Here is a 19,040-nt window from a genome sequence, read left to right as displayed (position 1 = left end):
CCGGGTCGGGCCCCGGAAGCCCGATTTCGCGGGGCAATTCCGGTGAGGCGCAGGCAGAGGCGGTAGTCGGGCCGCCGAAATACACAGCGAGTTATCAGGCTCTGGTGGCGCGTCCGGCGCGAATCAGCCTGTCCACCACCGTTCCTGAGACCTCTTCGACCGTCATGCCGACCAGCAGGTGATCGCGCCAGGCCCCGTCGACATCCAGGTAGCGCTCCAGCAGGCCCTCCTCGCGGAAGCCGACATTGCGCAGAACCGCCTGGCTCGCAAGGTTTTCCGGCCGCACCGTGGCCTCCACCCGATGCAGGCCCACCTCACCGAAGCAGTGGTCCAGGCCCAGCGCCAGCGCCGCGGTGGCCACGCCCTGCCCGCTCAGCTCGCTCGACACCCAGTAGCCGATCCACGCCGAACGCAATGCGCCGCGCACGATATTGCCCACCGTGAGCTGCCCGCTGAACACGCCGTCGACCTCGATGACCAACGGGATCATGGCGCCGCGCCGGGCCTCGGCCTTCAGCGCCGACCACAGCGCCGGCCAGTTGCTCGAGTGGTTGCGCGCCTCCCACGGGCCGCGGCCGGTCGGCTCCCACTTCTCCAGATAGTCTCTGTCCCGGATGCGAATCCGGCTCCAGGTGGAGGCATCACGCAAACGGATCGGGCGCAGCGTGACGATGCCCGCGGCGACCCGCACCGGCCCCAGATGCGCCGGCCAGCCCGGATGCTGGGCGGTCCGGAAGACATTCACGCTGTGCCCGTTCGACATGCTCGGAGGCCCTCCATGGTTACGCTCGCTGCCGCCTCCGGGCCCTGACCGATCATGTCGGGCCTCACCCTCGCTGCGCAAGGAACGCGACCTGCACCTCGTCACCGGTGCGCACCTCGGTGACCTCGGGATCGATCACGATGAGGCTGTTGGCCTCCGCCATGGTCGCCAGCAGATGCGAGGACGCGCCGTTCGGGCCGCCCAGCGGCTGCACCAGGTAGTCGCCGGTCTGCTCGTCGCGCATGAGCTGCGCGCGGAGATACCCGCGACGGCCCGGAATCGAGGCGATCGGCAGGATGGTGCGCGCCCGCACCATGCGCCGCATGGGATGGCGGCGGCCCAGCGCGATCCGGATCAACGGACGCACCATGACCTCGAAAACCACCAGCGCGCCAACCGGATTCGACGGCAACAGGAAGGTCGGCACCTCGTCGCGGCCGAGCAGGCCGAAACCCTGCACCGAGCCCGGATGCATGCCCACCCGGGTGATCTCCAGCTCGCCCAGGCCCTCGAGGGCCTCGCGCACCTGCTCCGACGCCCAGCCGCCGACCGCGCCCGCGATCACGACCACCTCGGAGCGAACCAGCTGGCCCTCCACCACATCTCGCAGCCGCTTGGGATCGGAGCTGACGATGCCGACCCGGTTCACGTCCGCGCCCGCGTCGCGCGCGGCGGCGGCCAGCGCGTAGGAGTTCACGTCGTAGACCTGGCCCGGTCCGGGGGTGCGGTCGATGTCGACCAGCTCGCCGCCGACCGACAGCACCGACAGCCGCGGCCGCGGATGCACCAGCACCTTGTCCTTGCCCACCGCGGCCAGCAGACCCACCTGGGCCGGGCCGATGATGGTGCCCGCGCGCACGGCCAGATCGCCGGGCTGCACATCGTCGCCGATGCGGCGCACGTAATCACCGGAGCGCACCGACTCGTAGACCTTCACCCGGGCCCGGCCGCCGTCGGTGTTCTCCAGCGGCAGCACGGCATCGGCGAGGGTGGGCAGCGGCGCGCCGGTGTCCACGCGCACGGTCTGGCGCGGCTGCAGCCGGATCGGCTGCCGCGAGCCCGCGGCCACCTCACCCACCACCGGCAGGCTCAGGTGCACCGAATTACCGTCCTCGTCACGGATATTCGCGCCCGCGCCGGCCACATCCACACTGCGCACGGCGTATCCGTCGATGGCGGCCTGATCGAAGCCCGGCAGTGGACGCTCGGTCACCACGTCCTCGGCACACAGCAGTCCCTGGGCCTCGCTGATCGCGACCCGGACCGGCCGCGGGGCCACGGCCGCAGCGGTCACCTTGATCTGCTGATCCTCAACCGAGCGCATGCCGCCCTTCCGTTGTCTCGCCCGCCGCCGTCGACGTGTCGCCCGCCGGGCCGCCCACGCGACCCCGGCGCCTGTCCTTCACTTCTGCCCGTTGCGGCTATTCGTACGAGGTCAGCTGGGGATTCCAGCCGGACCCGAGCCGCTGCTCGAGCCACTCCCGCAGGGCGGGACCGTATTCCTCGCGTTCCAGAGCGAAATCGACCGCCGCTCGAAGATAACCGCCCGGGTTCCCCAGATCGTGTCGCGACCCACGATGCACCACGACGTGTACGGGGTGGCCCTCGGCGATCAGCAGCGCGATGGCGTCGGTCAGTTGCAGCTCACCGCCCGCGCCGGGGGTGATGCGGCGCAGCGCGTCGAAGATGGCGCGGTCCAACAGGTATCGCCCGGCCGCGGTGAAGGTGGACGGGGCGTCGGCGATGGCGGGCTTCTCCACCATGCCGTTGACCTTGAGCACGTCCTGCGGGCCGCCGGGCAGCTCCTCGACGTCGAAAACGCCGTAGGCACTGACCTCTTCCTTCGGCACGTCGATGGCGCACAGCACCGAGCCGCCGTAGGTGCTGCGCACCTTGGCCATCAGCTCGAGCACGCCGCCGGGCAGCACCAGGTCGTCGGGCAGCAGCACCGCGATGGCGGACTCGTCCGCGTCGAGCACCGATTCCGCCTGTGCCACCGCGTGACCCAGGCCCAGCGGCTCCTCCTGCACCACCGACGTCACGTCCAGCAGCGCGGGCGCCTTGCGCACCTTCTCCAGCAGATGGAACTTGCCGCGCTCGGCCAGGGTGCTCTCCAGCACCAGGTCCTCGACGAAATGTGCGACCACACCGTCTTTTCCGGGCGAGGTCACGATCACCAGCCGATTGGCGCCGGACTCCGCGGCCTCGGCGGCGACCAATTCGATGCCCGGGGTGTCGACCACCGGCAGCAGCTCCTTGGGCACCGTCTTGGTCGCGGGCAGGAACCTCGTGCCGAGCCCCGCCGCGGGAACCACCGCGGTACGGAAGCACGACTCGGCTGCGCCGCCGTTCGACGACTCGGCTCCGCCGCCATTAGCTGTCATGAATTCACCCTATCCATCCGTCACACGCCCGAGACCGGCTCAGGGCCGCCTCGATATCCCCGAGAGCCTAAGGGGCGGGAGCGTCGGGAGCCCACCGAACGCCGGACCGGAGCGGAACTGGCAGACCGACCTGTTCATTTCATTTCAAGTTCGCCGCACTGTGACCTCTGACGTACCCAACGGTTGTTAGCTGACACCTATGACCGATCGTGAGGATTCCCACAGCCCCGATTCCACCTCGGACAACCCGGCCGCATCCGCTGCGAACTCGCCCGACGCCGCGCGCGGGCTGAGCCGCCGCCGGCTCTTCGGCGCGTCCGCGGTGGCCGGTCTGGCCGGGCTCGCGGTCGGCACCGGCGGAACGGTCGCGCTGCGCGGCGGCGCATCGAACGCCGAGGCGTGGCCGCGCTCGGCCGAACTGGTGACCACCCCCGACCGCGCGGCCGCGCCCCGGGTCGCGGGCCTGCACCTGCAATTCGGATCCGACACCACCCGCGAGGTGGTGGTCAGCTGGCACACCACCGGATCGGTCACCAAGCCCACCGTGCGCTACGGCACCGCCGACGCCGGCTTCGGCAAGAGCGTGCAGGCCGAGACCCGGACCTACCGGGATGCCAAGTCCGGCATCGAGATTCAGGCCCACCACGCCCGGATCACCGGCCTGTCCCCCGACACCGACTACGTGTACGCCGCCGGGCACGACGGCGCGCCGCCCGAACTCGGCACCATCCGCACCGCGCCCGCGGGCCGCGCCAAGTTCCGGTTCACCAGCTTCGGCGACCAGGGCACGCCCACCGTCGGCAAGATCGTCGACGGCAAGGCCCTCAACGACAACCTCGGCTCCCAGTACGCCGGCGACGTCACCTCGGCGGTGGAATCGCTGGCCCCGCTGTTCAACCTGGTCAACGGCGACCTCTGCTACGCCAATATCGCCACCGACCGCATCCGCACCTGGAACGACTGGTGGGCCAACAACTCTCGCTCCGCCCGCTACCGGCCCTGGATGCCCGCGCCCGGCAACCACGAGAACGAGCTCGGCAACGGGCCCATCGGATACCAGGCGTTCCAGACCTATTTCACCGTCCCGGACTCCGGTAGCGAGGACCACGCCAAGGGCCTCTGGTACTCGTTCACCGTCGGCGGCGTGCGGGTGATCGCGGTCGCCAATGACGACATCTGCCTGCAGGACGGCGGCAACTCCTACGTCAGGGGCTACTCGGGCGGCGCCCAGAAACGCTGGCTGGAGGGCGAACTGGCCCGGGCGCGGGCCGACCGGGGCATCGACTGGGTGGTGGTGTTCATGCACCAGGTCGCCATCTCCTCGGCCGACAAGTTCAATGGCGCGGACCTGGGCATCCGGCAGGACTGGCTGCCGCTGTTCGACAGATACCAGGTCGATCTGGTGCTGTGCGGGCACGAACACCATTACGAGCGTTCGCATCCGGTGCGCGGGGTGACCGGGTCCGAGACGCTGACCCCCAGGCCCGCCGACACGCGCAAGGACGTCGTCGACACCAGCAAGGGCACCGTGCACCTGGTGATCGGCGGCGGCGGCACCTCCTCGCCGTCGAATCAGCTGTTCTTCCCCGGTGACAAGTGCCGGGTCATCACCGCGGTCGGCGAGGTGGATCCGGCCACCGGCAAGAAGGCGCCGGTGTACGTCCTCGAGGACGCGCCCTGGTCGGCCTTCAAGGACGCCGAACACCCTTACGGTTTCTGCGCTTTCGACGTGGACCCGGGTCAGCCGGGCGGCAACACCACCATCACCGGCACCTACTACGCCCTCACCGGGCCGACCAGCGACCTGAAGGCCATCGACACCTTCACCCTCACCCGGCCGCGCTCGGACCGCTGACCCGCCCGCCCTAGGGTGGAAGCGTGACCGACGAGCGGGACAAGCGCGCCTGGCGCGAGGAGATCCTCGCGCGGCGCAAGGCACTGCCCGCCGCCGACCGGGAGCGCGAGGCGGCGGCACTGGCCGCGGCGGCCGGGGCGCTCGCCGACGCGGAGTGGGTGTGCGCCTATGTGCCCGTCGGCGGTGAGCCCGGCTCGCTCGCCATGCTCGACGCGCTGCGGGCCGCCGGGGCGCGGGTGCTGCTGCCCGTCACCGGCGAACCCGGTCCGCTGGAATGGGCCGAGTACACCGGTCCGGCGGGGCTGCGGCGCGGGCGGTTCGGACTCCGGGAACCGGAAGGCGCGCCGGTCGCGAATGGGATCGCGAAGGCCGCGGCGATTCTGGTTCCGGCATTGGCGGTGGACCGCCGCGGGGTTCGATTGGGGCGCGGGGCCGGTTATTACGATCGAAGTCTGAGCGCCTGCCGCGCCGACGCGCGATTGATCGCGGTGGTGCGCGACGACGAACTGGTGGAGCGTTTGCCGGAAGAGTCGCACGACCACCGAATGGGGTGGGCACTGACCCCGCTCGGGGGCCTGCGACGGCTCGAAGATCGGGTCGGGAATTGACACCCGATTGGCAGCGTTGGCACTGCCAGCTGTAGAGTGCTAATTCGACGAAGAGCGTGGAGGTTTCCCGATGCCTACTTACTCGTATGCATGCACCGAGTGCGACAACAAGTTCGACATCGTGCAGTCCTTCTCCGATGACGCGCTGACCACCTGCGACCAGTGCAACGGCAAGCTCCGCAAGCTGTTCAACTCGGTCGGCATCGTCTTCAAGGGCAGCGGGTTCTACCGCACCGACAGCCGCAACGGGTCGACCTCCTCCGAGCCGGCCAAGTCCTCGTCCACCTCCTCGGAGAGCTCCAGCTCCACGGCCTCGAGCTCCTCGACCTCGGCCGCGTCGACCAGCGGCTCCAGCACCTCCGCCGCCTGATCCGAGTTTCTCCACAGGCTTTTCGTTATCCACAGCCCGGGTTCCGCCCGGGCCTGTCGGTACCGGGGCGACCGTACGCTGCCCCGCATGACGCGACCGTATCGAGCCATCCTGCAGGAGTTCCGTAGCCGCCTGATCTGGGCGGACGCGGTGCTACTGCGGCGGGCCGGGGCGGTCGCGCTGCTCGTTCTGGCGGGGTTTCTGGCCATGCGCGCCGACCCCGCGACAGGACACACCCAGGTCCTGGTCGCCACCCGGGATCTGCCACCCGGACAGGTGCTGGGCGACGGCGATGTGCGGATCGCGGCGCGGGAGACGGCGACCCTGCCCGCCGGCGTCGTGCGGGAGGCCGCACGGCTGCGCGGCGCCACGCTCGCGGGCGCGCTGGCGGCGGGTGAGATCGTCACCGAGGTCCGGGTGGTGGGACCGCGGCTGGCGGCGGTGGCGGCGCAGTCCGCCGATGCGCGCATCGTCCCGATTCGCTTGGCGGACAATGCCGTTGCCGAAATCCTGCGGGCCGGGGACCGGGTGGACGTGGTGGCCGGTGAGGACTCGGGCGGGGGCGGGCGGCCCGCGCGGCTGCTCGCGGCCGACGCGGCCGTGGTGCTGGTGTCGGGGACGGAGAACTCGCGCGGGCGCACCGACCGGATCGTGCTGGTGGCATTGGATTCCCGGCGGGCCGCCGCGGTGGCCGCGGCCTCGCTGCGGACGGCACTCACCGTCGTGTTCCACTGAACCGGCCCGCGGGTGAACTAGCATCCCGTATACCCCCATTACTCTGCGTTCGATCCCTCAGGTAGAGGAGCTTCCGCAATGCTCAAGGGTTTCAAGGATTTCCTGATGCGCGGCAATGTCATCGACCTGGCGGTGGCCGTGGTCATGGGTACCGCCTTCGTCGCCATCGTCACCGCGTTCAGCGACGGCATCATCACCCCGCTGCTCGCCGCATTCGGCGGCACCAGCCAGCTCGGCCTGGGCTTCCAGCTGGTGGCCGACAAACCGGCGACCTATGTGGCCGTCGGCCCGATCATCACCGCGGCCATCAACTTCGTGATCATCGCGGCACTGCTCTACTTCGTCCTGGTGCTGCCGTACAGCAGAGCCAAGAAGCTGTGGGGCACCGCGGAGGACCCGGTCACCGACACCGAACTGCTGACCGAGATTCGGGACCTGCTGGCCACGCGCAGCGCGGGTGGCAAGCACGAGATGTGAACGGGGACATAGCAATATCGGAGCGGGATACAGCGAACGGGCCCGGCGCGAAAAGCGCCGGGCCCGTTGCCATTACCAGCTAGCGGGTTTTACCCCAGGCTGAAGGGCTGGCCCCACAGGGTGACCCAGCTGATGACGTTGTCGGTCTCGACCTCGACGCTCACGAAGGAGCGCGCCTGGGCGTAACCGGCACAGCCGTTCAGGCCGATGGTCTCATCCGACCAGGTCACCGAACCGTCGGTGCCCTTGAAGGCGTTGCGGGTCTTGTGGGCTTCCTTGCCGTAGTCGTCCGGCATTTCCAGGTCGAGGATGTAGAACGACTTGGCCTGGCCCGGACCCAGGGTCAGGTTGGCGCCGGTGTTGGCGCCGGCCTGCGGGGTGACATTGCCGGAGTTGTCCCAGCTGGCACCGCCGGTCGCGCCACCGTTGACGTTGCCGCCATCGATGGTGACCTGGCAGCCCACCACGTAACCCGGGTAGATCTTGCCGCCGGTGGCGGTGGTGTCACCGTCGATGTGGACCTGCGCCGACGCCGAGACCCAGGCATTGCGGTGCACCGGGGTGGCACCCAGCGACGGGCTGATGTTGGCGGACTCGCCGACCAGCTTCACCGTGACAACGGTGCCGTCGGACAGGGTCTGGGTGATTTCGCCGCCCGGCAGCGGCACGAAGGTGTCGGCGTTCGCCGCACCGGTGGAGAGCAGGCCAAGGGCGGCGGTGGCAACGGCACCTACACCGGCCGCCCGCGCCACGGTCTTACGGATACTCATTTCTGTTTGTCCCTCGTGGGTCGAATTCGCTTATGCGAGAAAGGATTTGGCGGGTCGAGACCACGGTCAGCCGATGCTGAACGGCTGTCCGTAGAGCGTGGTCTTCGAGTAGTCGTTGCCGATGATTTCGACAGTGGTGTACGCACGCGCCTGGGCGTACCCCGCGCAACCCTGAATCTGCATCTCCGCATCCCGGTACTCGACCGAGTAGGTGCCGGACTTGGTGATGTCCTTGGAGTCGATCTGAACGAAGGCAACCTGGCCGGGGCCGAGGTTGACGCCGATGGAACCACCGACGCCCGCGCTGTTCAGGCTGACATTGCCGGAGATACCGGCGGAGATGGCGTCCTCACCGATGCTGATCTGGCAGCCGACGATGTAGCCGGTGCTGATGATCGACGAACCGTGGGTGGACGAATTGTTCGAACCCGGGCTGTTGGTCGGGCCGTTCCACGGACCGACGGTGCCATCCGGAGTGTCGACGACGGCGCTCGCGGCGCCGCTGACCCATACGACACGACCCGCGCCATTGGCGGCGAGCGACGGCGACACGATCGCGTGCTCACCGGTGCGGGTGATGGTGACGGTGCCCGCCGGGTTCACCTTCTGGCCGTCCGGCAACGGCACGAAGGTGTCGGCGTTAGCGGCACCAGTGGAAAAAAGGCCGAAGGCCACGGCCGCAGCCGCGCCGATGCCCGCAATGCGGGCAGCGGTACGCGCACCGTGGGTGCGGTTCTCGCTCATACTTCCCCTCATCAGGTTTCAAGCAGTTCAACCTCGACCACCGAGGTTGAAATGGGACCCTTCCGAATCCCCGGTTGAGTTTGTCGCCACATTGTTGCCACCGTGTTACTGGTCACAAATTCTTTTGGCGTAGCGACGGAGGGCACTTTACATCACAGGAGTGGGCTCTGAGACGTGAGCGAACAGAGTTGACCACTGGCCAACACAAACCCGCAGGTATGTCGAGAAAGTCGCGGATAGCAAAAGGAGCCCGGCGCTAATCGCACCGGACCCCTTCGGAATCCGCTGGGCGGAAACTGATCAGCCGAGACTGAAGGGCTGACCCCACAGCGGGTAGGCGGTGATGACGTTGTCGGTCTCGACCTGGACCGCGACGAACGAGCGCGCCTGGGCGTAGCCGCCGCAGCCGCTCAGGTTGATGGTCTCGTCGGACCACGTCACCGAGCCGGAGTTGCCCTGGAACTTGTTGCGCACGTAGTGCGCCTCCTGGCCGTAGTCGTCCGGCGCTTCCTGATCGAGCAGGTAGAACGCCTTCGACTGGCCGGGGCCCAGGGTGAGGTTGCCGCCGACATTGGCGCCGGCGGTCGGGCTGGAACCGTCGTAGTCGGCGCACACGCTGGGGCCGCTGTTGGCGCCGCCACCGGCGATGTCGACCTGGCAGCCGACCACGTAACCGGGCACGATCTTGCCGCCGACACTGCTGTTGGCGCCGGACAGCTGCACCTGCGCGCCACCCGAGACCCAGGCATTGCGGTGCAGCGGGGTGGCGCCCATGGACGGGTTGATGTTGGCGGACTCGCCGGTCATGGTGATGGTCACGACGGCGCCGTCGTCCAGGGTCTCGGTGATGGAGCCGCCGGGCAGCGGCACGAAGGTGTCGGCATTGGCGGCGCCGGTCGACAGCAGGCCGGAAGCCACGGAGGCCGCCGCGGCAACGCCCGCGACACGGGCGGCGCGACGCAAACCGGCGTTCCGGTTCTCGCTCATAGTTCCCTCATCAGTTTGCTTGCGGACAACCCCGACCACTGGGGCTGAAGAGCCTAATACGACACAGGAATCCGATAGAAGCAACGATCGAGCACGCAACTCAAACTCGCTCGAACGCCATCTTTAGTGACCAGCGAGAGGCTTTAGCCATGACAGCTATTATCTGGCAACAATCTTATAACGGACGCATCAAGTCAGATAACAGGGGACGTGGCAATTATCTGGCGAATGGAACCGTCGGACCGTGAACAGGCATGCGGGATCTACGGCGTATAGCCGGATATGAATACGTCGCGAACGCGGCTCGACCGCGATACGGCAGCAGGCTCAGCCGTGATGTGGCGGAACTTGGGAGCGCAGCCAATCATCGGAGGATCGGCCGGATTCGGGCTCGGGAGTGCGCTCGTCCGTGGTCGTGGACGGCAGCTCGTCACCGAAGATGCGCGCCAGCCGGGCGCGCTCGGCGGGTGTCAAACGACGAGACCCCGCCCGGCGCTCGGCCGGACGGGGTGGTTCCGAGGTCTCGGATGACCCTGAGGTCTCGGATGACTCGGAAGGCTGCTCGGCGTCGATCATTCCGACAGACCGGACAGTTCGTCGATGACCCGGCTGGCCAGCGGGCCCAGGGTGGCCATGCCGTCCCGGATCGCGGCGCGCGAACCCGGCAGGTTCACCACCAGCGTGCTGCCGGAGACCCCGGCCAGACCGCGGGACAGCCCCGCGTCCAGCGAACCCGAGGCCAGTCCGGACGAACGCAGCGCCTCGCTGATGCCGGGCAGCACCCGGTCCAGCACCTCCTCGGTGGCCTCCGGGGTCACGTCACGCGGCGACATGCCGGTGCCGCCGACCGAGATGACCAGGTCGACACCACCGATCACCGCGGTATTGAGCGCATTGCGGATCTCCACCTCATCGGCCTGCACCGACACCGAGGCGTCCACCAGGAACCCGGCCTCGGTGAGCAGTTCGGTGACCAGCGGACCCAGCGAGTCCACCCCGCCATGGGCGGTTCGATCGTCGACGACCACGACAAGAGCACGGCCCGCGACAGCGGTATCGATTTCCATGGTGCTCACCGTAGCGCCCTTGTCCGACAACAGCTCCCATCCCCCGTCCCCGGTGACGCGAATCGCCGGGGTCGGTTCTCTACCGCTCTCGTGAATCATCATCGGCCGCCCTCCGCAGCTGCCTCGCCGAGGGTCACCTCGACAGTCTTGGGGTTCTTGCCCTGGTCGTCGGTGTAGGTCACCTTGACCTTGTCGCCGGGCCGGTGCGAGCGCACCCCGGCGATCAGCGAATTACCCGAATCCACAATCTGATCATCGATTTTCGTGATGATCGCGTTCTTCGGAATGCCCGCCTTGGCGGCCGGGCCGTCGGGCGACACGTCCATCACGCGCGCGCCGTTGACTTCGTCCTGCGCCCGCACGGTCACCCCGATCTGGGCGTAGGTGGCCTTGCCGTTCTTGATCAGCTCGTCGGCCACCCGGCGCGCGGTGTCCACCGGAATGGCGAAGCCGAGGCCGATGGAGCCGCTCTGCGCGCCCGCCGACTCGGCGGTGCCCATGGTCGCGATGGCGGTATTGATGCCGATCAGCTTGCCGCTCATATCGACCAGCGCCCCGCCGGAGTTGCCCGGGTTGATGGCCGCGTCGGTCTGGATGGCGTCGATGACGGTGCCCTGCGAGCCCGGCTCACCGCTGGTGGAGACCGGGCGGTTGAGCGAGGACACGATGCCGCTGGTCACGGTGCCCGCCAGGCCCAGCGGCGAACCGATCGCCACCACGCCCTGGCCGACCTGCAGGTTCGCCGACTGGCCCAGATCGATCGGCTGGAGACCGGTCTTGCCGGTGACCCGGATGACCGCGATGTCCGACACCGAATCCGCGCCCACCACGGTGGCCGGGGCGGTCGTGCCGTCACTGAAGGCCACATCCATCTTGGCGTTCTGGCCCGCGCCGCTGACCACGTGGTTGTTGGTGAGGATCAGGCCGTCCGAGGACAGGATCACGCCCGACCCCTCACCCTCGGCCCGCGCGCCGGCGACCCGGATCATGACCACGCTGGGCAGCACCTTCTGCGCCACCGCCTGCACCGAGCCTTCCGGCGCGGGCGCGGTCTTGCCATTGCCGACCGGCTGATCGAGCGCGTTGGTCACCGTGGAGCGGGTGTCGTTGTGGTGGGTGGCCAGCGCGCCGACCGCGCCGCCGATACCGCCGCTGAGCAGCGCCAGCACCACCGCACCCGCGACCAGACCGGTGCGCCCGGACCGCTTGGGCGCGGGCGCGCCCGCGTAGGGCATCCCCGGCGCGCCCGGCATGCCCGGTGCACCCGGAATCACCTGTGTCGGATGTTGTCCGGTGGCGTACCCGGCCCCCGACGCCACGTACGCCTGACCGTAGAGGCCGGCCGGAATCTCCTCGGTCGGATGCTGCCCGGCCCCGTACTGCGCCGAATAGGGCTGTGCCCCACCGAAAGTCGCGCCGTAGGCCGGGGCACCCTGCGGCGCACCGTAACCCGCGCCGGGCAGGATCTGGGTCGCCGGGTCCGCGCCGTAGGCCGGGCCGCCGGCACCCGGATGGCCCGGTGCCGCGGGACCCGGAACCGGTTGTCCAGCAATGCCGGAACCGGGTCCGGCCGGGACTCCGGGGCCCGGCCCCTGAGCGGTGCCGGTGGAAAAGGACTGCGCCGCACCGAATCCGGAGGGAGCCGCGGGTGCGGGGCCGGCCGATCCGGGGGCTGCGGCCGGTCCGGCGGGGGCGGGCTGGCCCGGCTGCGCCGGTGGCGTCATTCCGCCGGGGGCGGGTGCGCCCGGCTGCGGAGCCGCGGAGGCGGCGAAGCCGTCGAAGGGCTGGGATCCGGCCTCGGGGGTGGAGGAGCCTGCGGGGTCGCGCTTGGGCAGGCCGGAGGCGGTGGTATCCGGGGCATCGCCTTCGGGCTCGGGGCCCTGCCCGCTTGAGGGGGATACTGTCGAATCCTCGGTCATTTCTCGTTTTCTCCTCGAGTCTCGTCGCCAAGCCTGGCGGTAACGACTGAGAGTGGACTGAGACCGTGCTTGCTTTTCGCCGAGCTTTCCGGCGCTCAGTCCGGCGCCGAGTCGGGCAGCGGCGGTGCGCCTTCTCCAGGCAGCACGATACGGATCAAAGCGCCGCCGCGGTCGGAAGTATCGATGTTGATGGTGCCACCGTGCTTGGTCACCACCTGCTTGACGATGGCCAGCCCGAGTCCGGAGCCGGGCATGGAGCGCGAGGCGGTGGTCCGGTAGAAGCGTTCGAACACCAGTTCCCGCTCGGCGGGCGGAATGCCGGGCCCGGCGTCGTCGACGGCGAACTCCAGCAGCCCGCGTCCGCTCTCGCGCATGGCGACGAAGACCTTGGCGCCCTCGGGGCTCCATTTGGCCGCATTGTCGAGCACATTGAGCAGTGCGCGTTCCAGTCCCGGTTCGTCGCCGTAGATGAACCAGGGGCGCAGCTGGGCATCGAATTCGATTCCGGTGCGCCGCCGCCGGACTCGTTCCAGCGCCCGCTCGGCCACGTCGCCGAGGTCGATCTGCTCGTAGACGGTCTCGGGCGCGTCCTCGCGGGCCAGGTCGACCAGATCGCCGACCAGCGTGGACAACTCCTCGATCTGGGCCATCACGTCGGAGCGCAGTTCGGCCATGTCCTCGTCCGGGATGCGGGGCGCGCCCGGCCGGGAGGAGGCGATGAGCAGTTCCATATTGGTGCGCAAAGAGGTCAGTGGCGTCTTCAGCTCATGGCCGGCGTCGGCGACCAATCGGCGCTGCCGTTCCCGGGATTCGCCCAGGGCCCGCAGCATGGCGTTGAAACTCTCGGTGAGCCGGGCGAGTTCGTCGTCGCCGGTGACCGGGATGGGGGTCAGGTCGTCGGTGCGGGCGATGCGCTCGGTGGCCGCGGTGAGCCGGGCGATGGGCCGCAAGCCGGTGCGGCCCACGGTGGTTCCGGCCGCCGCGGCCACGATGACCCCGCAGCCGCCGACCACGAACAGCAGCCAGGCCAGCCGGTCCAGCACCTCCTTGGTGGGCTGCAGTCGCTGCGAGACGACCAGGGTGGATCCGGAGTGCGTGCGCCGCGCCAGCACTCGCTGATCCTCGACGGTGCGCAGCGAGAAACTGATCTCGCCGCGGGCCACCGCGCGCTCCTGATTGCCGATCGGCGGAAGCGTGGTCTGCGGGGGCACGTATTGCGACTGATCCGGGAAGACCAGGGCGACGCCGACATCGCTGGAGTACAGCCCGGCGAACACCAGCGACTGGAAGCCGAGGCTGTCGAGGTTGTTGTCGATCATCACCGAAGCCCGCGCCCGCAGTTGCGAATCCACGTCCGCGTACAGCGAGCGCGCCACCATGGCGTAGGCGGCGATGGAGGTGAAGGCGACCGCGACGGCCACCACGGAGGCGGCCAGCAGCGTGACCCGCCAGCGCAGCGAGACCGACCGGGTCAGCGGCATGGGCGGCCGCAGCTCGGCCGACTCCGGACGCGACCCGAGTCCGGCGACCACCGGCCGCCGGGGAACGGTTCTTCCCACGAGCACGGCTCCTACGGCGGGGTCTCGCGCAGCACGTAGCCGACGCCGCGCACGGTATGGATGAGACGCGGTTCACCGTCGGCCTCGGTCTTGCGGCGCAGATAGCCGATGTACACCTCGAGCGCATTGCCGGAGGTGGGGAAGTCGTAGCCCCACACCTCCTCGAGAATGCGGCTGCGGGTGAGCACACGACGGGGGTTGGCCATCAGCATTTCCAGCAGCGAGAACTCGGTGCGGGTCAGGCTGATCTGGCGTTCACCGCGGGTGACCTCGCGGGTGACCGGATCCAGCGACAGGTCGGCGAAGGCCATGGCCTCCGAGAAGGCGTCGGCCGGATCGCCGGCGGTGCGGCGCAGCAGCGCGCGCAGCCGGGCCAGCAGTTCCTCCAGGGCGAAGGGCTTGGGTAGGTAGTCGTCGGCGCCGGCGTCCAGTCCGGCAACGCGTTCGGAGACCGAATCCCGTGCCGTGAGTACCAGAATCGGCAGATCGTCGCCGGTGCTGCGGAGCCGGCGGCACACCTCGAGCCCGTCGAGCCGGGGCATCATGACGTCCAGGACGAGGGCGTCGGGTCGCTGACTGGCGGTCTTCTCCAAGGCGTCCAGACCGTCGACCGCGAGGTCGACGGTGTACCCGTTGAAGGTCAGCGAGCGACGCAGCGATTCCCGGACCGCGCGATCGTCGTCGACTACCAGAATGCGCATGGCAACCAGTCTGCCCACAGCGACTGAGAGGTGACTGAGAAGGTCCCCTTCGACACGCCGGACGAGCGAGGCAGATGACCTGCGTGTTTCACGGAGGGCCGACGCCAAGTGGTTGCGGTGTCACCCAAATTCGCGCGAAACCCGTTGCGGGAAGGCCGCATTCGGAAACTAAACCTCAAAGTCCTACGAATTGCCGTTGGACAGCTCACGCGGTATGTTGCAGGCCGTAAAAGAAGACCCTTAGTTGGTTCCGCGCGGGTTCGACCCCAAAGCCGCACAACCGCATACGTACCCGAGGGTCAATCGTGAAGCGGAGGCGACGGAAGCGGGATGGAAGCAGCACCCCGGTCCTGGCAATTCAGCCTGTCCAACTGGCCCGTTACCCGCAAGGTCGGGATCGTGCTGGTGCTCCCGGTGCTCCTCGCCGCGACGTTCGCGGTACTGCGCATCAACAGCGAATTGCAGACCATTTCGAAACTGAGCGCGGCGAGCGAGCAGATGGACGTGCTCCGCCCCACCATCAAATTCCTCGTCAGCAGCAACGAACTCGCGGTCGCCGCGATCACCGGCGGCAATCAGGACGTCGACCCCGACCTCGACACCGCCACGGCCAAGTTCGATCAGGCCGAGGCCGAACTCGAAACAGTCCTCAAGTCCTCCAACGCCGATCCGGGTGTCACCAAGGAACTCGGCGCCTCCATCGCCGTCGCCAAGACCATGCGCAACAGCCTGCGCACCAGCTCCCCCCAGACCATCGGCGATCAGGTCGACGAGGTGCAGACCCGGGCGCAGAACGCGCTCGCGGGCGCGCCCACCGTCGGCGACCTCCGGGTGCAGCAGTCCTTCCTGCAGTTCGGTGCCGCCGAGACCGCCTCCCGCCTGCTCACCCAGGAGCGGATCATGCTCGCCGCGCCCGGGGCGGGTTCCAATCCGGCGCTGCGGACCAAGCTGCTCACCGCCATCGGCGCCGAGATCACCATGATCGAGGTGTATCGCGGCATGGCGCCGGACGCGGCGCAGAACGCGAACACGCTGAAGGACAATGCCGGCGCGCGTGTCGGCATCCTGATGCAGAACGTGCCCGATCCGGGCAGCCTGCCGGCCATGCAGGACTCGTTGCGCGGCAGTGCCGACGCCTACGAGAAGGAAGTGTCCACGGTCGCGAACTCGATGGACTCCAAGCTGGCCGCGCTCACCACCGAGGCGCGCAACAACGTGCTGCGCGACACCTCCATCGTGATCGGCATGCTGCTGGCCGGTCTCGCGCTGGCGCTGGTGGTGGCCCGCTCGCTGGTCGTCCCGGTCCGCCGCCTGCGGCGAGACGCCTTGCAGGTGGCCCACATCGACCTGCCGCAGGAACTCGAGGTGGTGCGCGCCGGCGGCGCGACCCCGGAGATCTCACCGGTCGACGTGCACACCACCGAGGAGATCGGGCAGCTGGCCCGAGCCGTCGACGACATCCACTCCCAGGCCCTCCACCTGGCCGCCGAACAGGCGCGACTGCGCCTGCAGATCGGCAACATGTTCGAAACCCTCTCGCGCCGCAGCCAATCCCTCGTGGAGCAGCAGCTGTCGTTGATCGAAGAGCTCGAGCGCGACGAGGACGACTCCGAGCGCCTGCAGTCGCTGTTCCGCCTCGACCACCTCGCCACCCGCATGCGCCGCAACGGCGACAACCTGCTGGTGCTGGCCGGAACCGCGCTGCGCCGTGGCCATCTCGCGCCGGTGCCGCTGTCGGACATGCTGTGGTCCTCGGTCTCCCAGGTGGAGGACTACCAGCGTGTGGAGATCGGCACCGTGCCCGACGGCATCGTCGCCGGTGAGCCCGCCGTCGACATCGAGCACCTGCTGGCCGAGCTGATCGACAACGCGCTGCGCTACTCCCCGCCCACCACCCCGGTGGCGGTGTCGGTGGCGCGCGCCGTGGACGGCGGCTACCTGATCGAGATCACCGACCGCGGCCTCGGCATGAACGCCGAGGACCTGCAGGGCATCAACGACCGCCTGGCCTCCGGTGGCGAGGTCAATGTCGAGACCGCCCGCCGCATGGGTCTTTTCGTCGTCGGCCGCCTGGCCAAGCGGCACAACATCACCGTCAGCCTGCGCCGCACCTCCGCCATGGTGCAGCAGCCGGGCATCACCGGCAGCGTGCACCTGCCGGGCAGCCTCGTCTCGCCCGCGCCGGAGCGCGTCGGCGACCCCACCGGTCAGTACCCCGTCGCCTCCCCGCTGCCGGTGCCCCCGGCGGCCCTGGCCTCCGGCCCGATCGCAATGCCGTCCGGGCCGATTCCGGTACCGTCCGGCCCGATTCCGGTGCCCTCGGGCCCGATCACGGGCCCGCAGCCCGTGCTCGCCCCGCCGCGGCTGACCCCGGTGCCGAACCTGCCCGAGCCCGCCGCGGCCACTACCACCGCGCGTTTCACCAGTTCCGGCCTGCCGCAGCGCAAGCCGGGCCCCGACACCGGTGAGCAGCCGATCGTTCCCACGTTCACCGAGCCGCCGCCGGTGGCGCAGGTGCAGGACCGGTTCTCGGACGGCTTCACCGACGCCTTCAGCGAACCCGAGGACGCGCGTGCCTACAGCGTGTCCGCGCTGCGGCCGGAACCGGCTGCGCCGCAGCAGAGTCCCGCGCCGATGCACTACTGGGGCGAGGCGCGCACGCCCGAGCCGGAGCCGGCTCCCGAGTCCGTCTGGATGCCCGAGACCGTCGCGCCCGCCCCCGAGCCGCAGATCGCGGAGCCGGCGCGGGGCTGGAATCCGAACGGGCCCGACACCGGCAGCTACTTCGGCAACGGGTACAGCGCCTTCGGCGACAACGATCGGCCCACGATCCCGGCCGCCGACACCAACGGCAGCACGAACGGCAACGGCAGCGCGAACGGCAACGCCGACACCATTGTTCGCGGCGACGAGGCCGCACCCGCCGCCGCGCGCCCGGTCGCTCCCCCGCCCGGCCTGCGTCCGGTCGGCGCGGCCCCGACCCCGATCTATCAGCGCATGGTCTCCGAGTGGCTGGTGGAACCGGCCGACGGGAACGAGGACGGCGCTGCCTGGTCGTCGAGTTCGGACAGCGGCTGGGCCGCGGCCGAAGAGGCGGCCAATCCGACCACAACCAGTCGCACCGAGGGCGGCCTGCCGATTCGGCGACCCGGCGCCCAGCTGGTGCCCGGTGCCGTCGCCCAGGAGGACGACGGCAGCGGCCGCAATCCGGACGAGATCCGCGACAGCCTCTCCAGGCATCTCAGCGGTGTCCGCTCCGGGCGGGCCGACTCCCAGTACAACGACGGAGGGCATGCATGACCGACACCCAGCGCACCACTACCGATGAGAATCTGAACTGGCTGGTCACCCGCTTCACCCGGGAGGTACCGGGCGTCTCGCACGCCGTCCTGGTCTCCGCGGACGGTCTGCTGCAGGCCACCAGCCCGCACCTGCCGGCCGACCGCGGTGAGCAGCTGGCCGCGGTGACCGCCGGTCTGGCCAGCCTGTCCGCCGGGGCCGCACAGCTTTTCGAGGGCGGCAAGGTGATGCAGTCCATCGTCGAGATGCAGCGCGGCTACCTGCTGGTCATGAGTGTCGGCAATGGCTCGCACCTGGCGGTGCTGGCCAACAAGCAGCACGACATCGGCCGCATCGGCTACGAAATGGCCCTACTGGTCGACCGGGTCGGGTCCGTGGTCTCGGCCACCGCCCGCACTGCCTAGATGAGCTGCGCATGACCAATCCCCTTGGCGGCGGCGGTAACCGGCCACCGACCACACGTGTTCGTCCCTACGCACTGACCTCCGGCCGCACCGAGCCGGCGGTGGAGCTACCGCTCGAGGCGGTCGTCGAAACCCTGTCCTATACCGCCCATTTCGACTGGCCGGCCGGTGACGTGCGCACCGAGATCCTGCGGCTCGGTACGGCGCGGCTCTCGGTCGCCGAGATCGCGGCCCATCTGGGCCGGCCACTGGGTATGGTGCGGGTCGTGATCGGCGATCTCGTCGTCGCCGGAACCCTGCGTGTGCATTCGACTTTGAGCGATCAGGCGACCTTCGACGAGCGCCGGTCACTAATGGAGAGGACACTGCATGGACTCCGCGCCCTATGACGGCGGAG

At 69.3% G+C, this 19,040-nt stretch carries 19 protein-coding genes; 8 read left to right on the top strand and 11 right to left on the bottom strand.

All coding sequences use genetic code 11. The annotated features are described in order from the left end of the window. Positions 1–94 precede the first annotated feature (94 nt). The 3 genes from ACFXN1_RS07995 to ACFXN1_RS07985 form a co-directional block, all read right to left on the bottom strand. Positions 95–763, bottom strand: a complete 669-nt coding sequence (locus ACFXN1_RS07995; RefSeq protein WP_379442249.1) for a GNAT family N-acetyltransferase — start codon at positions 761–763, stop codon at positions 95–97. A 64-nt stretch (positions 764–827) separates the two neighbouring features. Next, on the bottom strand, positions 828–2,087 hold the full coding sequence (glp, locus tag ACFXN1_RS07990) for a gephyrin-like molybdotransferase Glp (protein ID WP_364614449.1): 1,260 nt from the start codon (positions 2,085–2,087) through the stop codon (positions 828–830). 97 nt (positions 2,088–2,184) lie between these two features. Next, positions 2,185–3,147 (bottom strand): UTP--glucose-1-phosphate uridylyltransferase, encoded by a 963-nt coding sequence (locus ACFXN1_RS07985; RefSeq protein WP_364614446.1) that lies wholly within the window; start codon positions 3,145–3,147, stop codon positions 2,185–2,187. A gap of 199 nt (positions 3,148–3,346) precedes the next feature. Between ACFXN1_RS07985 and ACFXN1_RS07980 the strand changes: the two genes are divergently transcribed. The 5 genes from ACFXN1_RS07980 to mscL all read left to right on the top strand — a co-directional run bounded on the left by ACFXN1_RS07980 (position 3,347) and on the right by mscL (position 7,192). Continuing rightward, a complete protein-coding gene (locus tag ACFXN1_RS07980) occupies positions 3,347–5,002 on the top strand; it encodes a fibronectin type III domain-containing protein (RefSeq protein WP_379442251.1) in 1,656 nt (551 codons plus the stop codon). Between the two features lie 23 nt (positions 5,003–5,025). Further along, positions 5,026–5,610 carry a 5-formyltetrahydrofolate cyclo-ligase gene (locus tag ACFXN1_RS07975; RefSeq protein ID WP_379442252.1) on the top strand — a complete coding sequence of 195 codons (585 nt, stop codon included), beginning with the start codon at positions 5,026–5,028 and terminating at the stop codon, positions 5,608–5,610. A gap of 70 nt (positions 5,611–5,680) precedes the next feature. Beyond that, positions 5,681–5,980, top strand: a complete 300-nt coding sequence (locus ACFXN1_RS07970; protein WP_354836259.1) for an FmdB family zinc ribbon protein — start codon at positions 5,681–5,683, stop codon at positions 5,978–5,980. Between the two features lie 87 nt (positions 5,981–6,067). Further along, positions 6,068–6,715 (top strand): SAF domain-containing protein, encoded by a 648-nt coding sequence (locus ACFXN1_RS07965; RefSeq protein ID WP_379442253.1) that lies wholly within the window; start codon positions 6,068–6,070, stop codon positions 6,713–6,715. Between the two features lie 78 nt (positions 6,716–6,793). Beyond that, a complete protein-coding gene (gene mscL / locus ACFXN1_RS07960; RefSeq protein WP_379397351.1) occupies positions 6,794–7,192 on the top strand; it encodes a large conductance mechanosensitive channel protein MscL in 399 nt (132 codons plus the stop codon). An 89-nt stretch (positions 7,193–7,281) separates the two neighbouring features. Here mscL and ACFXN1_RS07955 read toward each other — a convergent pair whose 3' ends face one another. From ACFXN1_RS07955 to ACFXN1_RS07920, 8 genes are all read right to left on the bottom strand, one after another. After that, positions 7,282–7,962, bottom strand: a complete 681-nt coding sequence (locus tag ACFXN1_RS07955; RefSeq protein WP_379442255.1) for an MspA family porin — start codon at positions 7,960–7,962, stop codon at positions 7,282–7,284. Between the two features lie 66 nt (positions 7,963–8,028). After that, positions 8,029–8,706 carry an MspA family porin gene (locus ACFXN1_RS07950; RefSeq protein WP_379442256.1) on the bottom strand — a complete coding sequence of 226 codons (678 nt, stop codon included), beginning with the start codon at positions 8,704–8,706 and terminating at the stop codon, positions 8,029–8,031. Positions 8,707–9,006: 300 nt separating this feature from the next. After that, positions 9,007–9,693: an MspA family porin gene (locus ACFXN1_RS07945; RefSeq protein ID WP_379442258.1), complete on the bottom strand. Its 687-nt coding sequence runs from the start codon at positions 9,691–9,693 to the stop codon at positions 9,007–9,009. A 327-nt stretch (positions 9,694–10,020) separates the two neighbouring features. Then, complete coding sequence (locus ACFXN1_RS07940; RefSeq protein WP_379397343.1) at positions 10,021–10,167, bottom strand: hypothetical protein; 147 nt, start codon at positions 10,165–10,167, stop codon at positions 10,021–10,023. 98 nt (positions 10,168–10,265) lie between these two features. Further along, the gene (locus tag ACFXN1_RS07935; protein ID WP_354836561.1) at positions 10,266–10,760 is read right to left on the bottom strand and encodes a MogA/MoaB family molybdenum cofactor biosynthesis protein; all 495 of its coding nucleotides are present in this window, start codon (positions 10,758–10,760) and stop codon (positions 10,266–10,268) included. Between the two features lie 98 nt (positions 10,761–10,858). Continuing rightward, the gene (locus ACFXN1_RS07930) at positions 10,859–12,313 is read right to left on the bottom strand and encodes a trypsin-like peptidase domain-containing protein (RefSeq protein ID WP_379442270.1); all 1,455 of its coding nucleotides are present in this window, start codon (positions 12,311–12,313) and stop codon (positions 10,859–10,861) included. A gap of 461 nt (positions 12,314–12,774) precedes the next feature. After that, positions 12,775–14,160, bottom strand: a complete 1,386-nt coding sequence (locus tag ACFXN1_RS07925) for an ATP-binding protein (RefSeq protein WP_379387503.1) — start codon at positions 14,158–14,160, stop codon at positions 12,775–12,777. Between the two features lie 89 nt (positions 14,161–14,249). After that, positions 14,250–14,939 (bottom strand): response regulator transcription factor, encoded by a 690-nt coding sequence (locus tag ACFXN1_RS07920; RefSeq protein WP_354836271.1) that lies wholly within the window; start codon positions 14,937–14,939, stop codon positions 14,250–14,252. Positions 14,940–15,269: 330 nt separating this feature from the next. Here ACFXN1_RS07920 and ACFXN1_RS07915 point away from each other — a divergent pair, with 330 nt between their 5' ends. The 3 genes from ACFXN1_RS07915 to ACFXN1_RS07905 are packed head-to-tail and all read left to right on the top strand — an operon-like array spanning position 15,270 to position 19,032. Then, entirely contained in the window at positions 15,270–18,239 is a 2,970-nt protein-coding gene (locus ACFXN1_RS07915; RefSeq protein ID WP_379442259.1) for an ATP-binding protein, read from the top strand. After that, the gene (locus tag ACFXN1_RS07910; protein ID WP_154789962.1) at positions 18,236–18,643 is read left to right on the top strand and encodes a roadblock/LC7 domain-containing protein; all 408 of its coding nucleotides are present in this window, start codon (positions 18,236–18,238) and stop codon (positions 18,641–18,643) included. The genes ACFXN1_RS07915 and ACFXN1_RS07910 overlap by 4 nt, the downstream gene beginning before the upstream one ends. A gap of 11 nt (positions 18,644–18,654) precedes the next feature. Further along, positions 18,655–19,032 (top strand): DUF742 domain-containing protein, encoded by a 378-nt coding sequence (locus tag ACFXN1_RS07905; protein WP_040812792.1) that lies wholly within the window; start codon positions 18,655–18,657, stop codon positions 19,030–19,032. Positions 19,033–19,040: the final 8 nt, after the last annotated feature.

Origin of the sequence: Nocardia sp. NPDC059154 (assembly GCF_042755705.1) — a bacterium.
Classification (GTDB): domain Bacteria; phylum Actinomycetota; class Actinomycetes; order Mycobacteriales; family Mycobacteriaceae; genus Nocardia.
Note: the sequence above shows the minus strand (reverse complement) of the source record. Positions and strands in the feature narration are given on the sequence as shown.

Bases quoted from the DNA above. Each gene is read 5' to 3' on its own strand.
- ACFXN1_RS07935 (WP_354836561.1), bottom strand. From the start codon at position 10,760: ATGGAAATCGATACCGCTGTCGCGGGCCGTGCTCTTGTCGTGGTCGTC.
- ACFXN1_RS07970 (WP_354836259.1), top strand. From the start codon at position 5,681: ATGCCTACTTACTCGTATGCATGCACCGAGTGCGACAACAAGTTCGAC.
- ACFXN1_RS07915 (WP_379442259.1), top strand. From the start codon at position 15,270: ATGGAAGCAGCACCCCGGTCCTGGCAATTCAGCCTGTCCAACTGGCCC.
- ACFXN1_RS07925 (WP_379387503.1), bottom strand. From the start codon at position 14,160: ATGCCGCTGACCCGGTCGGTCTCGCTGCGCTGGCGGGTCACGCTGCTG.
- ACFXN1_RS07955 (WP_379442255.1), bottom strand. From the start codon at position 7,962: ATGAGTATCCGTAAGACCGTGGCGCGGGCGGCCGGTGTAGGTGCCGTT.
- ACFXN1_RS07945 (WP_379442258.1), bottom strand. From the start codon at position 9,693: ATGAGCGAGAACCGGAACGCCGGTTTGCGTCGCGCCGCCCGTGTCGCG.
- ACFXN1_RS07910 (WP_154789962.1), top strand. From the start codon at position 18,236: ATGACCGACACCCAGCGCACCACTACCGATGAGAATCTGAACTGGCTG.
- ACFXN1_RS07980 (WP_379442251.1), top strand. From the start codon at position 3,347: ATGACCGATCGTGAGGATTCCCACAGCCCCGATTCCACCTCGGACAAC.
- glp (WP_364614449.1), bottom strand. From the start codon at position 2,087: ATGCGCTCGGTTGAGGATCAGCAGATCAAGGTGACCGCTGCGGCCGTG.
- ACFXN1_RS07965 (WP_379442253.1), top strand. From the start codon at position 6,068: ATGACGCGACCGTATCGAGCCATCCTGCAGGAGTTCCGTAGCCGCCTG.
- ACFXN1_RS07920 (WP_354836271.1), bottom strand. From the start codon at position 14,939: ATGCGCATTCTGGTAGTCGACGACGATCGCGCGGTCCGGGAATCGCTG.
- ACFXN1_RS07995 (WP_379442249.1), bottom strand. From the start codon at position 763: ATGTCGAACGGGCACAGCGTGAATGTCTTCCGGACCGCCCAGCATCCG.
- ACFXN1_RS07905 (WP_040812792.1), top strand. From the start codon at position 18,655: ATGACCAATCCCCTTGGCGGCGGCGGTAACCGGCCACCGACCACACGT.
- mscL (WP_379397351.1), top strand. From the start codon at position 6,794: ATGCTCAAGGGTTTCAAGGATTTCCTGATGCGCGGCAATGTCATCGAC.
- ACFXN1_RS07950 (WP_379442256.1), bottom strand. From the start codon at position 8,706: ATGAGCGAGAACCGCACCCACGGTGCGCGTACCGCTGCCCGCATTGCG.
- ACFXN1_RS07985 (WP_364614446.1), bottom strand. From the start codon at position 3,147: ATGACAGCTAATGGCGGCGGAGCCGAGTCGTCGAACGGCGGCGCAGCC.